We start from the raw sequence: 13,253 nt of genomic DNA on the forward strand, positions 1-13,253 counted from the left end.
CGAAAGCTCGGTTCGGCCGTACGGGTCTCAGCGGGCCGCCAGGCGCACCGCTCCATCCAGGCGAATCACCGATCCATTGAGCATTGGATTCTCCAGAATCTGCAGCACCGCCAGCGCGTAATCTTGTGGCTGACCGAGCCGGTGCGGATGCAGCGTCGACTCGGCCAGGGTGGTGCGTGCTGCATCCGGCAGGCCAGCCATCATGGGCGTCTCAAACAATCCCGGGGCGATCGTCATCACCCGGATTGCATCCCGGGCCAACTCACGGGCCAACGGCAACGTCATGGATGCCACCGCGCCCTTGGACGCGGCATAGGCAACCTGACCTACCTGCCCTTCGAACGCCGCTACTGATGCGGTGTTGATCAATGCCCCGCGGTCCTCGCCATCGAGCTCCTGGTTCTTCATTGCCGCGACCGCCTGCCCGAGTACGTTCACGGTGCCCGTGACGTTAATGTCTAGCACCCTGCGGAAGGTGTCCAATGCGATGGGTCCATCGCGTCCCACCAGCTTGCCCGGCGTGGCGATTCCAGCACAGTTCACGACCACACGTAGAGGACCATGTGTTGTCGCGGCGGCCACCGCCTGGGTGGCCACCGCCGGGTCGGTGACATCGCCCGGCACGAAAGTGGCACGCTGACCGATCTCTGCCACTGCTTCCGAGCGGCGGACCCGTTCATCATCCGGAAGATCGATAACCACCACGTGTGCGCCCGCTTCCGCTAAAGCTGTGGCGGTGGCGTGGCCGAGCCCCGAGGCTCCACCCGTGACAATGGCCGATTTTCCGTCAAGATTCACCATGGGCATAAGCCACGCTCCGTTTCATTGCATCACCAATTATTTGGTAGTAGATTATCGCAGTGAGACGCAGATCACTACCGCGTGTGAGAGGATGTCCAGCATGGCTCAGGTCCCGCATTTCATCAACGGAGCTCGCACCGTCGGGGTCGCCAACGCTACTCAGCCGATATACCGTCCGGCCACCGGTGAGATCACTGCTGAGGTGATTCTGGGCGGCGCCAGCGATGCCAGTGCGGCCATTGATGCGGCCGAGCAGGCCTTTCCAGTCTGGTCACAGACCAATCCGCAGCGCCGTGCACGAGTGCTCGCGAAATGGGTGGAACTGATCGATCAGCACAAAGACGAACTGGCGCAGACCCTTTCGTCCGAACACGGCAAGACCATCGCCGACGCCTACGGTGACATCCAGCGCGGCGTGGAGGTCGTGGAGTTCGCGGTGGGTGCCCCGCAGCTACTCAAAGGTGAGTTCACCTCCGATGCTTCCCAAGGCGTCGATGTGCATTCCCTGCGCCAGCCGCTGGGTGTGGTCGTGGGCATCACCCCGTTCAATTTCCCGGCGATGATCCCGCTCTGGAAAGCAGGGATTGCGCTGGCCGCCGGCAACACCTTCGTGCTCAAGCCCTCAGAACGCGACCCCTCCGTGCCGGTCCGCTTGGCGGAGCTGGCACTGGAAGCCGGATTGCCCGAGGGGGCGCTGAACGTGGTGCAAGGCGGCAAAACGGTCGTCGACGCCCTGATCGAAGACCCACGCGTCCAAGCCGTGGCGTTCGTCGGCTCCACCCCGATCGCTCAGTCCATCTACGCCCACGCGACGACACTGGGCAAACGCGCTCAGTGCTTCGGCGGGGCGAAAAATCACCTCATCATCATGCCGGACGCCGACATCGACCTGGCCGCTGATGCGCTGGTCGGTGCCGCCTTTGGTTCCGCGGGTGAGCGCTGCATGGCGATCTCCGTGGCGGTGCCGGTGGGCCGGGACACCGCCGACCGTCTGGTCGCGGCGCTCCAGCAGCGCATGGAGGAGCTGAGCATGGGCGCCTCAGACGATCCCGACGCCGACTACAGTGCGCTTGTCACCGCCGAAGCGAAAACCCGCGTGGAGAACTACATCCAGTCCGGCGTCGATGAGGGCGCTGAGTTGCTCGTCGACGGGCGAGGGGCCACCGTGGCCGGCCACGAGAACGGGTTCTACGTGGGTGCCACGCTTTTCGACCGGGTCACCGGCGACATGAGGATCTACCGAGAGGAGATCTTCGGCCCGGTGCTCTCCGTCATCCGCGCCGAGACTTTTGAAGAAGCGGTGCGTCTGCCCAGTGAGCACGAATTCGGCAACGGCGTCTCCATCTTTACCCGCGACGGTCAAGCCGCCCGCGATTTTGCCACCCAGGTCGACGTCGGCATGGTGGGGATCAACGTCCCCATTCCGGTACCCATCGCCTACTACAGCTTTGGCGGTTGGAAAGCCTCGGGCTTCGGCGATCTGAACCAGTACGGCACCGACGGGCTGAAGTTCTATACCAAGGTCAAAACGGTCACCACCCGCTGGCCCTCCTCGACGACCTCACAACTGAGCTTCGTGATGCCGGAGGGCAGCTGAGATGACCCAGAGCCCCGAAGTTCTGGTCGAGGTGCGCGGTCACCTCGGCATCCTCACCCTGAACCGGACCCGTGCCGCGAATGCCCTAAACGTCGGCATGGTGGAGACGCTACTGAGCACGCTGCAATCGTGGCGTGACGACGATACCGTGGCCCAGGTGGTCCTGCGCGGTGCGGGCGAGCGCGGATTGTGTGCCGGTGGCGACATCGTGGGTATCTACCGGGAGCTGACATCGTCGACTCAGGGCCACCCCGAGACCGAGCATTTCTGGCGCACCGAGTACGAACTCAACGTTCTCATCGATGAGTATCCGAAACCGTATATCGCCCTGATGGACGGGCTGACCCTTGGTGGTGGCATCGGCATTTCTGCCCACGGCTCCCACCGGTTCGTCACCGAACGGACGCGCGCCGGCATGCCCGAGACGACGATCGGTTTCATTCCCGACGTCGGCGGACCACATCTGCTCGCCCAGGCGTCGGGGGAGCGGGCCGCACACGGAGTCTATGCCGCGTTGACCGGCCAGCACCTGGGCCCTGCCGAAGCGGTGCACCTGGGACTGGCCGATGCAGCCACGGATTCCTCGCGATTGGATGAACTTGTTGACGCGCTCACCCGGGACAGCATCGACGATGTGATCTCCGCATTTCAGACCGAGGCCGGGGAATCACTGTTCGCCGCCGAGGCCGATGGCGCCCGGATCGACCGGGTCTTCGCTCAGGACACCCTGGAACATATCTTGGACTCCCTGGAGTCGCTGAGCGCCGGTGCCGAGAACGCGGACAACGACTCCGACGCCCGCTGGGCACATGAGACACGGACAACGCTGGAAGCGAAATCACCGTCGTCGCTGGCACTGACTTTTGAGTTGGTCCGCCGCGCGGACGGCGGCAGCCTCAAAGACAGCCTGCAGCGGGAACTGACGGTAGGGATGCGCCGCTGTGACCACCCCGACTTCGCCGAAGGAATCCGTGCCCAGGTGATCGACAAAGACCGCAACCCATCCTGGACTCCGGCCAGTCTTGCCGAAGTCGACGCCGAGTGGGTGCAGGCCCAATTCGAACCGGACGAGCGCTACCGACTGTTCGCCTGAGTACCGTGGCGAACCGCGAGAGAGTGATGACCATGACCGAATCTCCTCCTCATCCCAACGCCCCCGGCGCAGACGTCCACGTCGCGTTCATTGGGCTGGGCCACATGGGTGGCCCCATGGCCGGCAACCTGGTGACCGCTGGCGTGCGGGTAACCGGCTATGACGTGGTCCCGGCCGCGGTTGAGGCAGCACGCGCCACCGGCGTGGTCATCGCCGAGGACATCCCCTCGGCGGTGCGGGAGGCCGACGTCGTGCTCACCATGCTGCCTAGCGGGGCACACGTGCACGAGGTCTACCGCGGCTCGGATGCTGATCCCTCCGGCGGAGCTCTGACCGCAGCCCGGGAAGGCACCATCTTTCTCGACTGCTCGACGATCGATGTGGCCGAAGCTCAACAAGCCGCCGAGATGGCGGTGCAAGCAGGCTTTACCGCCGCCGATGCGCCGGTGTCCGGGGGAGTGGTGGGCGCCGAAGCCGGCACTCTGGCCTTCATGGTGGGCGGCACCGACAAAACGTTCGCCGCTGTGCACCCGCTGCTGGACATCATGGGCGCGCGCATCGTGCACTGCGGTGGCCCTGGGATGGGCCAAGCGGCGAAAATCTGCAACAACATGCTGTTGGGTGTCACCATGATCGGGGCGGCCGAAGCCTTTGTGCTCGGGGAGCGACTTGGGCTCGAGCACCAAGCCCTCTTCGACGTCATCTCCCAAGCCTCCGGGCAATGTTGGGCCGTCACCACCAACTGCCCCGTGCCCGGACCGGTGCCCAGCTCGCCCGCCAACCGCGACTATCAACCCGGTTTCGCCACCGCCCTGATGAACAAAGACCTCGGCCTGGCCGCCCAAGCGCTGGAAGCCACGGGATCGGCCGCCCCCATGGGTGCCCTGGCCCACCAGATCTACCGGGAATTTGCCGCAACCGACGGCGCGCACCGGGACTTTTCCGCCATCATTCACGAGCTGAGGGAGAACTAGCGATGACGACGAGCGAATACCCCCACCGCGACGGTGCCTTTGAGACGATCCTGGTCTCCACGGCGGGCCGGGTGGGCACCATTCAGCTGAACCGGCCCAAGGCACTGAATGCACTCAACGCGCAGACCATGGACGAGGTGGTCTCGGCAGCCCAAAAATTCGATGCCGATCCGAACATCGGAGCCATCGTGCTGCTGGGTTCCGAGCGCGCATTCGCCGCGGGAGCCGATATCAAGGAGATGTCCCAGCAAGATTTCGCCACCATGTACGCCGCCGACTGGTTCGCCGGCTGGGACGCCCTGACCCGGCTCCGCACCCCGATCGTCGCCTCAGTCCGTGGCTTCGCCCTCGGCGGCGGCTGCGAGCTGGCGATGATGGCAGATGTTCTGATCGCCTCAGAAACGGCAGCCTTTGGGCAGCCCGAGATCACCCTCGGGGTGATTCCCGGCATGGGCGGCTCCCAGCGGCTGACCCGTGCGGTGGGCAAAGCCAAGGCCATGGACTTGATTCTCACCGGACGCCGCATCGACGCCGCTGAGGCCGAACGGATCGGCCTGGTGTCTCGAGTGGTCCCCGACGCCGACGCCGACGATACCGCGCGCTCCGTGGCTGCCGAGATCGCAGCGAAATCAAAGCCAGTGGCGCAGATGGCCAAGGAAGCGGTGAACGCCGCGTTTGAGACCACCCTGCATCAGGGGATCCAGTTCGAGCGGAGGGTCTTCCACGCCCTGTTCTCCACCCAAGACCAGACCGATGGGATGGACGCGTTCGTCTCGAAGCGCGACCCGCAGTGGTCGCACTGCTGAGCCGATCTCAGTCAGGCTGGGGCGGTGTCGGCGAAATCGCCGGCCCCGATGCGTAGCTTCCTCAGTATCTGAAACAGCTCGCGGGCCTCTTCCGCGGAGAGCCCGAAACCGCTGAAATAATCACGGTTCAATGCCTCGGCCGCCTCGCGTGCCAGGCGGTGTCCCTGATCCGTGAGCACCAGCAGCACGGCGCGCCGGTCTGCCTCCACGGGACGGCGCTCCACCAATCCGTCTTTCTCCAGCCGGTCCGCCGTATGGGTCACCGAGGTGGGATGCACCTGGAGCCGGGCCGAGGCCTTATTCATCAGCATGCGCTGCTCGTGCGAAAAGCTCAGCAACGCCAACAGTTCGAATCGGGCGAAAGTGAGCGCGAACGGCTTGAGCGTCTCGTTGGCCTGATTGATCAGAATTTGCTGAACACGCACCACCGAGGTCACCGCCGCCATCGAATCTGCGACGTCCTCCCAGCCCTGGCGCACCCAGTTACTGCGCGCCTCGTGAATGGGGTCGAAGGCGAGGTCGCGGTTACGTGAGGTCTCGGGGTGGGCGGTCATCGTATGTGTCACATCTCTTCGGCGGATAACGGAACAGGATCAGTGTACGGGCGAGCAGGGCGCTTAGCGGTTATCGCGGTCCAGCTGGAGATCGCTCTCATGGAACTCCGCCGTCCGCGGTGATGCCGCCTCGTCTCGGTCGGCTTCTAGACTGCGCAGGTCCACCCGGCGCACCTTCCCCGAGATGGTTTTCGGCAGCTCACGGAACTCAATGAGCCGGATCCGCTTGTATGGCGGCAGCTTGGTCAGCGTGTGCTGAAGAATCTGCTGCGCCGTCTCCCTAGTGGGCTCGACGCCGGAAGCCAAGGTGACGAACGCCTTCGGGATGGTGAGCCGCAGTTCGTCGGGAACGGGCACGACTGCTGCCTCCAGCACCGCCGGGTGCTCCACCAGCACCGATTCCAGCTCGAAGGGCGAGATCTTGTAGTCCGAGGATTTGAAGACGTCATCGGAGCGTCCCACATAGGTGTAGACGCCGTGCTCGTTCACCGAGGCAATGTCGCCGGTGTGATAGAGACCGTCTCGGAAGGCTTCCTCCGTTTTCTCGGCGTCACCGGCATAGCCGCGCATCAGGCCGATCGGTCGCGGTTCCAGCTTCAGACAGATTTCGCCCTCGCGCGCCTCGGCACCGGTGATCGGGTCAATGAGCACGACGTTGAATCCGGGCAACGGGCGGCCCATGGAACCAATCTCCAAACGCTGGCCTGGGGTGTTCGCAATCTGGAGGCTGGATTCGGTCTGGCCGAATCCATCGCGGATGGTGGCGCCCCACGCCCGGTGCACCTGGTCGATCACCTCAGCGTTGAGCGGCTCACCAGCCGAGACCGTTTTCTGCGGCGGGTGCTTCATCGTGCTCAGGTCCGCTTTGATCAGCATCCGCCACACGGTGGGTGGAGCACAGAAGCTCGTGACCCCGTTGGCGTCCATCGCCGACATGAGGCCAGCGGCATCGAACTTGCGGTAATTCAACACAAAGATGGTGGCCTCGGCAATCCACGGGGCGAAGAAATTCGACCAGGCGTGCTTGGCCCAGCCCGGGCTAGCCAGGTTCAGGTGCACGTCCCCGGGCTCCAACCCGATCCAATACATCGTGCTGAGGTGTCCCACCGGGTAGGAGACGTGGGTATGCTCGACCAGTTTTGGCTTCGACGTGGTACCGGAGGTGAAGTACAGCAGGAGCGTGTCATCGGCGGGGGTGGGGCCATCGGGCTGGAAATCACCGTCACACTGGTAGGCCTCGGTGAAATTCAGGACGCTGCGCTCACCCAACGGTGGAGCGGGCGCGTCCGGGGTGTAGTGCCCTGGTACCGAGATCACCGTGTAGGCGCCGGACACGTCCGCAAATTTTCGCGCATCGGCAGCACCTACGATCACCCAGCGTGTCGAAGCGCGTTCGACGCGGTCGCGCAGATCTTCCGGACCCATTTGGGTGGTGGTTGGAATCATCACCGCACCGATCTTGATGCATCCCAGCATCGACTCCCAGAGTTCGATCTGGTTGTTCAGCATCAGGATCACCCGGTCGCCGCGCTGTACACCGACACGGTGCAGCCAGCGGGCCACCTTATTGGAATCGCGGGAGAGTTCGGCGAAGCTTCGGCGCAGCACCTGCCCGTTCTCCTCGGCGATGATCAGGGCGGCAGCGTCTTTCCGCGCGCTGGACGCAGCGATCGAGTCGAACCAATCCAGACCGAAATTGAAGTGCTCGAAATGAGGCCATTCGAAATCCGCCCGGGCTTGACTCCAATCAAGCTGATTCTCGACCAGACGGTCGCGGACATGGCGGAAACGTTCAGTGACAGTCGGCATCATGCCCTCCATCATCGCATCATCAAACTGTGAGGTGGTTCACACAAATGTACTTGGATGACCTATAGTTGGCAATGGAATGATCTGAAGGGCGACGATCTGAGGGAGCGAGATGGCGCAGACAATTCATCGAGATGCGGGTGACTTTTCTGGCGGTGACCTGCTCGGAGTGCGACGTCGACTTTCCGCGGTTGAATCGGAGCGGCTCTCCGTCGTGGATGCCGGCATTGAATCTCGGATTGCGACACGGGCTCTTGATGCGTGGAATCGCGACGCCTTTGCTCCGGAGCTGCTCCCGGACTTGGTGGAGCTTGGGTTCGGCGACCTTGCGCTGAGTGGTGCCACGCACTTGTACCAGGGGCTCGCCCACGCTGCTCTCGCTCGAGCTGATCTGTCGCTGTCGGCGCTGGTCGGGATCCATAACGAGTTGATCATTGGCATGATCGCTTCGTTCGGTTCCGAGAAGCAGCGGGATACGTGGCTGCCCCGCCTGCGTTCTCTGCAGGCGCTGGGGGCGTTCTGTATGACCGAACCAGATCACGGATCAGATGTGGCCGGCGGGATGGAGACTCTAGCGCGCCGCGACGGTGAGGAATGGGTGCTCAGCGGTGCGAAGCGCTGGATTGGACTCGGCACCCTGGCGGATTTTGCTCTGGTCTGGGCGCGTGATGCGTCCGATGGGAACGTGAAGTGCTTCCTCGTACCGACTGATAGCCCCGGATACACGGCCACGAAAATTGAACACAAGATCGGCCTGCGCATCATGCAGAACGCCGACATTACCTTCGATGAGGTGCACCTACCGGCCGAGGCGTTGCTCCCTGGTGCCAGTTCTTTCAATGCTGCCAACGACCTGCTCTGCGTTTCCCGCGCCTGGGTGGGCTGGCAGGCGGTGGGTGCCCAGCAGTCCATCCTGGCCATCCTGCGCGACTACGTGATGGGGCGAGAACAGTTCGGTCGGCCATTGGCTGGATTCCAGCTGATTCAGGGCGCCTTGGCGCAGGTCGCGGGCAATCTGGCGCTGTCGACCTCGCTGATGGCCGACATTGCCCGCGTGCAAGATGAGGGGCCATTGGAAATGGCTCAGGCCGCCCTGGCGAAAGCTACGGTGACGCGACTGGCTCGCGAATCTGCTGCGATCGGACGGGACGCGATGGGTGGCAACGGTATCGTCACGGATTTCGGGATGGCTAAAACGATGTGCGATATCGAGGCGATCTACACTTATGAGGGGACGCATTCGATCAACTCCTTGATTGTGGGCCGGGCGCTCACCGGAGTCTCCGCCTTTGTCTGACCGTGAATTTGGTGGCGCGCGGCCGCTGCGTGTACGATGAAGTCACCAAAGACCGCCGGTCGTTGTTTCTGGTGTCCACGTGGCAGTGGATCCCGCAGAAGGAACAGCTGTAAAGACTTCTCTAGATGAAGCGACCTGCGCAGGTGAACACGAGCCGCTGACGCGTCAGTCTAGACGTATGCAACGCCCTGTGCACCTGCACGGGGCGTTTTTTCATGCGAGTGAAACAGCAAGGCCGGTCCCAGTACTGGAAAGGAGTGCCATGGCGACGTCTGAAAAAGCCGCAGCAGTGGCCGAGTTGACGGAACTTTTCCGTAACTCTGCGGCTGCCGTGCTGACGGAATACCGTGGTCTCACTGTGGACGAGCTGAAGCAGTTGCGACGCTCCCTCGGTGAGAACGCCACCTACGCCGTGGTGAAGAACACGCTGACCGATATTGCGGCTAAGGAAGCCGGCATCGATGCCTTCGAAGGCAAGATGTCAGGTCCCTCCGCAATCGCATTCGTCTCCGGTGACCCGGTGGACGTGGCGAAGGCTGTGCGTGACTTTGCCAAGGACCACGACAAGTTGATCATCAAGGGCGGCTACATGGATGGCCAAGCCCTAGATGTCGACGGTGTTAAGAAGCTCGCGGATCTTGAGTCTCGCGAGGTTCTGCTGGCCAAGCTGGCAGGTGCCATGAAGGGCAACCTGTCGAAGGCCGCAGCCCTGTTCCAGGCTCCGCTGTCCAAGACTGTTCGTACCGTGGAAGCCCTGCGCGTCCGCAACGAAGAGTCCGCAGCTGCCTGATATTAGAACACCGGCAGGAACCTGCCACCCCCAAGATCCGCACGTTTCACCGAAACGATCTGACAACGTAAAGGAGCCATCACCATGGCTAAGCTGACCACCGAAGAACTGCTGGACGCCTTCAAGGAACTGTCCCTGATCGAGCTCTCCGAGTTCATCAAGGCCTTCGAGGAAGAGTTCGATGTGACCGCCGCTGCTCCGGTCGCCGTTGCTGGCGCTGCTGCCCCGGCTGCCGGCGGCGAGGCTGCCGCTGCTGAAGAGCAGACCGAGTTCGACGTCGTCCTGGAATCTGCCGGCGACAAGAAGATCGGCGTCATCAAGGAAGTTCGCGCTCTGACCTCGCTGGGTCTGAAGGAAGCCAAGGAGCTCGTCGACGGCGCTCCGAAGCCTGTCCTCGAGGGCGTCAACAAGGAGACCGCCGACAAGGCCAAGGAGCAGCTCGAGGGCGCTGGCGCGACCGTCACCCTGAAGTGATGATCGCGGCCTGAGCCGCTAGCTGTACCTCAACGGCCCCGAGATCCGATTCGGATCTCGGGGCCGTTGACTGTCTGCACATCGTCACCGGGCATTCAGGAAGTCATCAGGGCGCACCCACCTGCTGTTTCTATGGTGTTCGCTGATGTCTTCCCTCGCCCCACCCTCCGACCCAGCATCGACGACACCGACGCATTCTGAGTCTGCTTCTGCGTCCAGCGGTGCACGAACCGTCGTCCCGGCCGCCGGTGGTGAGCCGCGACGGCTGGCGGCTCTGGACATCACCCGGCTCGTGGCCGCACTGGCCGTGGTCCTCTTTCACTGGACCGCGTTCCATCACACGTACTGGGACAGCACCCAACGGGAACAGGCCGCGGGGGATGTGTGGCCCGGACTGAGCGTCGTCACCTCGTGGGGCAACTTCGGGGTGCAGCTGTTCTTCCTCATCTCCGGATTCGTGATCCTGCTCAGCTGCTGGGGCCGCAGTCCGGCACGCTTCATCGCCTCCCGCGTGGGACGGCTGTATCCGGCCTATCTGGTGGCCGTGCTGGCGGCGGCGCTGCTGCAATTCGTGATCTGGCCACAGATGGGCACCAACCGCGAGACCTGGGAGATCCTGCCCAACCTGACCATGTTCCAGGGCGGGATGCCCGGGGTGGGTCATCTGGACGCGGTCTATTGGACCCTGTGGGTGGAGTTGAAGTTCTACCTGCTGATGACGGTTTTCTGCTGGCTCGGCATCACCGCCCGTCGCGTGCTCATCCTCGCCGTGGCGTGGCCCGTGGCCGGCCAGATCGTCCAGGTGGTCGGACCGATGCTGGGAGTGCCCGACTGGCTGCGTGACCTGCTGCAGCAGGTGATGTTCCCCGAGTACGCTGCGCTGTTCGCCGGAGGCATGGTGCTCTACCTGGTGTATCGCGAGGGCCACAGCCTGGCTCGATGGGGTGCCATCGGGCTGAATGCGGTGATAGCGGCAGCCACGAGCGCGACCACAGCGATGCGGGAGACTCCGGAGTTGACGGGCCATCACCATCCGTGGTGGGGATACTGGATCGTCGTCGGAGCACTTTTCGCGGTGGTGGCGATGGTGACTCTCACTCCGTGCGCTCGGTGGCGCATTCCGGGGGCCTCGATCGCCGGGAATCTGACCTACCCGGTGTATCTGCTGCACCAGCTGTGGGGGTGGTGGATCATCTCGTTGTTGTCCGAGCATCTACCGGCGCCGGTAGTGCTGCTGATTGCGCTCGGCGCGGTCGTGGTTGCCGCAGCGCTCGTGCACCGCTGGGTCGAACGCTCCTGGGGGCCGCGGCTGCGGAGCGGCACGCTGAAATTACTGGAGCCGCGGCGCCGTCTGGGCCCCGCATCGATGGCCGACGGGGCCGTCACTTCGGCAGGGACATCGGCCGAGTGAGCAGTGCCGCATCGACGGAGACAACCTGACCGTTGTCTACCCGCGGCGTGGCTGTCTGATAGGCGTGGTCCAAGACGGTCCGCATCAACGTGCCATGGGTGACGATGACGATCCGATCTTCTGGGAAACACTGGACGAGTTGGTCGAGAGCTGCGTGCGCACGGAGGAGAACCGCCGGCTCCGATTCGCCCTGGGCCATGAGTTGACTGCGGGCCGCGTCGTCGAGTCCGGCGACCGAGGCTCCCTCGGCGGTACCGAAATCACGTTCCGACAGTTCGGCGACAAGCTCGACGCAGGACACCCCGAGGATGTCGGCGATGCGTTCCGCGGTCTGACGGGCTCGCAACAGGGGAGACGACACGATCCGATCCCAGACTCCTGACCGTGCCAGCTCTTCACCGGCCATGGTGGCCTGGTGTTGTCCCGCCACATTGAGCGGGTTGTCGGTGACTCCCTGCAGTAGCCGCCGTTGATTCCACTCCGTCTGACCGTGTCGGACCAGGGCCCACCGCATGCTCACCGTGCTCCGGTCTCGGCACCGTGCCGAGCTGAGATACCGACGAAGAGCCGCGCGGCGGCCAGGTCGACTTGCACGAGATCTGCCTCCGATAGGTCGGTGCTCCTCTGGTAGACGCGCGCCGTGGTGCCGGCCCAGTCGATGCTGACCTCGACGCCGTACTGTCCGCGCAACACCGACACGACCGTAGCGTGGTCCTCGGGTGGCGCGACCGAGGGGTCGAGGCGACGAAGTCGTACGTCTTCGGGCGCCACTGTGGCGATCGCGTGGTGAGTGCTGCCGTCGTGCACGCCGTCGCTCACCCAGGTGGTTGTTGCCGGCGGACGGAAGTATGGGTGCTCAGGGTAGAACCGCCCGCCGGACACCACGCCGGAGAATACGGACGCGTCGGCAAGGAAGGAGGCGACGAAGCTGGAGTTCGGCTGTGTGAGTAGCTCGTGCGGCGTGCCGATCTGGACGATTCCGCCGCGATCTAGAACCACCAGCCGGTCGGCAAGCGCAAGGGCTTCGGCCCGGTCGTGGGTGACGTGGACTGTGGTGAGATTCTCTTCTCGGGTGAGGCGCTTGATCTCCCTCCGCAACCGGGCGCGCAGTGGCTCGTCCAAGGCGGAGAGCGCTTCATCGAGAAGCAACGCTTGTGGACGGGCGACGATGGCCCGGGCCAGGGCGACTCGTTGCCGCTGTCCCCCGGAAAGCTGACCGGGCTTACGCCGAGCGTAATCGCTCAGCCCGACCTGGCTGATCACCGCGTCGACTCGTGCCGTGATGTCGCGGCGTGGGCACCGTGCCCGTCGCAGCGGGTAAGCGACATTGTCTTGGACCGTCAGGTGCGGCCATACCGCATGATCCTGGAACACCATACCTAGCCGGCGGTGTTCCGGCGGGATCCAAGCGCCCTCGTCGTCAGAAACGACAGTGCGCTCGCCGATGCAGATCGTTCCCGAACTGGGGCGCAGGAACCCGGCGATCGTGCGCAGCAGGGTGGTCTTGCCTGATCCTGAAGGGCCCACCAGGGCGACGAACTCGCCCTCGGCCACTGCAAGGTCGATGTCGTGCAGGCCCACATGGCCGTTGGCGTAGCGGTGGGTCAGCTGCGAAAGGGAGATGGTTGCCATCGTGTGTCCTGATCT

At 63.8% G+C, this 13,253-nt stretch carries 13 protein-coding genes; 8 read left to right on the plus strand and 5 right to left on the minus strand.

What is annotated here, in order from left to right:
* Positions 1–27 precede the first annotated feature (27 nt).
* Positions 28–801: an SDR family NAD(P)-dependent oxidoreductase gene (locus O1A05_RS07690; RefSeq protein WP_442867672.1), complete on the minus strand. Its 774-nt coding sequence runs from the start codon at positions 799–801 to the stop codon at positions 28–30.
* A gap of 100 nt (positions 802–901) precedes the next feature.
* On the opposite strand from O1A05_RS07690, the gene O1A05_RS07695 reads away from it, so the two are divergent.
* The 4 genes from O1A05_RS07695 to O1A05_RS07710 are packed head-to-tail and all read left to right on the plus strand — an operon-like array spanning position 902 to position 5,271.
* On the plus strand, positions 902–2,398 hold the full coding sequence (locus O1A05_RS07695; protein WP_270107440.1) for a CoA-acylating methylmalonate-semialdehyde dehydrogenase: 1,497 nt from the start codon (positions 902–904) through the stop codon (positions 2,396–2,398).
* A 1-nt stretch (position 2,399) separates the two neighbouring features.
* Entirely contained in the window at positions 2,400–3,491 is a 1,092-nt protein-coding gene (locus O1A05_RS07700; RefSeq protein WP_270107441.1) for an enoyl-CoA hydratase/isomerase family protein, read from the plus strand.
* 32 nt (positions 3,492–3,523) lie between these two features.
* Positions 3,524–4,465, plus strand: a complete 942-nt coding sequence (mmsB, locus tag O1A05_RS07705; RefSeq protein WP_270107442.1) for a 3-hydroxyisobutyrate dehydrogenase — start codon at positions 3,524–3,526, stop codon at positions 4,463–4,465.
* Positions 4,466–4,467: 2 nt separating this feature from the next.
* On the plus strand, positions 4,468–5,271 hold the full coding sequence (locus O1A05_RS07710; RefSeq protein WP_270107443.1) for an enoyl-CoA hydratase: 804 nt from the start codon (positions 4,468–4,470) through the stop codon (positions 5,269–5,271).
* Positions 5,272–5,282: 11 nt separating this feature from the next.
* Here the strand turns inward: O1A05_RS07710 and O1A05_RS07715 are convergent, their stop codons facing one another.
* Both O1A05_RS07715 and O1A05_RS07720 read right to left on the minus strand, forming a co-directional pair.
* The gene (locus tag O1A05_RS07715; protein WP_270107444.1) at positions 5,283–5,825 is read right to left on the minus strand and encodes a MarR family winged helix-turn-helix transcriptional regulator; all 543 of its coding nucleotides are present in this window, start codon (positions 5,823–5,825) and stop codon (positions 5,283–5,285) included.
* Between the two features lie 63 nt (positions 5,826–5,888).
* Positions 5,889–7,637, minus strand: a complete 1,749-nt coding sequence (locus tag O1A05_RS07720) for an AMP-binding protein (protein WP_270107445.1) — start codon at positions 7,635–7,637, stop codon at positions 5,889–5,891.
* A gap of 109 nt (positions 7,638–7,746) precedes the next feature.
* On the opposite strand from O1A05_RS07720, the gene O1A05_RS07725 reads away from it, so the two are divergent.
* From O1A05_RS07725 to O1A05_RS07740, 4 genes are all read left to right on the plus strand, one after another.
* Complete coding sequence (locus tag O1A05_RS07725) at positions 7,747–8,931, plus strand: acyl-CoA dehydrogenase family protein (protein ID WP_270107446.1); 1,185 nt, start codon at positions 7,747–7,749, stop codon at positions 8,929–8,931.
* 262 nt (positions 8,932–9,193) lie between these two features.
* Positions 9,194–9,721, plus strand: a complete 528-nt coding sequence (rplJ, locus tag O1A05_RS07730) for a 50S ribosomal protein L10 (protein ID WP_270107447.1) — start codon at positions 9,194–9,196, stop codon at positions 9,719–9,721.
* Between the two features lie 84 nt (positions 9,722–9,805).
* Positions 9,806–10,195, plus strand: coding sequence for a 50S ribosomal protein L7/L12 (gene rplL / locus O1A05_RS07735; RefSeq protein ID WP_270107448.1), 390 nt, complete (start codon positions 9,806–9,808; stop codon positions 10,193–10,195).
* 145 nt (positions 10,196–10,340) lie between these two features.
* A complete protein-coding gene (locus O1A05_RS07740; protein ID WP_270107449.1) occupies positions 10,341–11,606 on the plus strand; it encodes an acyltransferase family protein in 1,266 nt (421 codons plus the stop codon).
* Here O1A05_RS07740 and O1A05_RS07745 read toward each other — a convergent pair.
* Positions 11,578–12,120 (minus strand): histidine phosphatase family protein, encoded by a 543-nt coding sequence (locus tag O1A05_RS07745; protein WP_270107529.1) that lies wholly within the window; start codon positions 12,118–12,120, stop codon positions 11,578–11,580. The genes O1A05_RS07740 and O1A05_RS07745 overlap by 29 nt on opposite strands.
* A 2-nt stretch (positions 12,121–12,122) precedes the next feature.
* A complete protein-coding gene (locus tag O1A05_RS07750; protein WP_270107450.1) occupies positions 12,123–13,238 on the minus strand; it encodes an ABC transporter ATP-binding protein in 1,116 nt (371 codons plus the stop codon).
* Between the last annotated feature and the right edge of the window lie 15 nt (positions 13,239–13,253).

The organism is Citricoccus sp. NR2, assembly GCF_027594385.1.
GTDB lineage: Bacteria > Actinomycetota > Actinomycetes > Actinomycetales > Micrococcaceae > CmP2.

What these genes read in the sequence shown, in the direction of transcription:
- O1A05_RS07690 (WP_442867672.1), bottom strand. Translation starts at nt 801, where the DNA reads ATGGTGAATCTTGACGGAAAATCGGCCATTGTCACGGGTGGAGCCTCG.
- O1A05_RS07695 (WP_270107440.1), top strand. Translation starts at nt 902, where the DNA reads ATGGCTCAGGTCCCGCATTTCATCAACGGAGCTCGCACCGTCGGGGTC.
- O1A05_RS07700 (WP_270107441.1), top strand. Translation starts at nt 2,400, where the DNA reads ATGACCCAGAGCCCCGAAGTTCTGGTCGAGGTGCGCGGTCACCTCGGC.
- mmsB (WP_270107442.1), top strand. Translation starts at nt 3,524, where the DNA reads ATGACCGAATCTCCTCCTCATCCCAACGCCCCCGGCGCAGACGTCCAC.
- O1A05_RS07710 (WP_270107443.1), top strand. Translation starts at nt 4,468, where the DNA reads ATGACGACGAGCGAATACCCCCACCGCGACGGTGCCTTTGAGACGATC.
- O1A05_RS07715 (WP_270107444.1), bottom strand. Translation starts at nt 5,825, where the DNA reads ATGACCGCCCACCCCGAGACCTCACGTAACCGCGACCTCGCCTTCGAC.
- O1A05_RS07720 (WP_270107445.1), bottom strand. Translation starts at nt 7,637, where the DNA reads ATGATGCCGACTGTCACTGAACGTTTCCGCCATGTCCGCGACCGTCTG.
- O1A05_RS07725 (WP_270107446.1), top strand. Translation starts at nt 7,747, where the DNA reads ATGGCGCAGACAATTCATCGAGATGCGGGTGACTTTTCTGGCGGTGAC.
- rplJ (WP_270107447.1), top strand. Translation starts at nt 9,194, where the DNA reads ATGGCGACGTCTGAAAAAGCCGCAGCAGTGGCCGAGTTGACGGAACTT.
- rplL (WP_270107448.1), top strand. Translation starts at nt 9,806, where the DNA reads ATGGCTAAGCTGACCACCGAAGAACTGCTGGACGCCTTCAAGGAACTG.
- O1A05_RS07740 (WP_270107449.1), top strand. Translation starts at nt 10,341, where the DNA reads ATGTCTTCCCTCGCCCCACCCTCCGACCCAGCATCGACGACACCGACG.
- O1A05_RS07745 (WP_270107529.1), bottom strand. Translation starts at nt 12,120, where the DNA reads ATGCGGTGGGCCCTGGTCCGACACGGTCAGACGGAGTGGAATCAACGG.
- O1A05_RS07750 (WP_270107450.1), bottom strand. Translation starts at nt 13,238, where the DNA reads ATGGCAACCATCTCCCTTTCGCAGCTGACCCACCGCTACGCCAACGGC.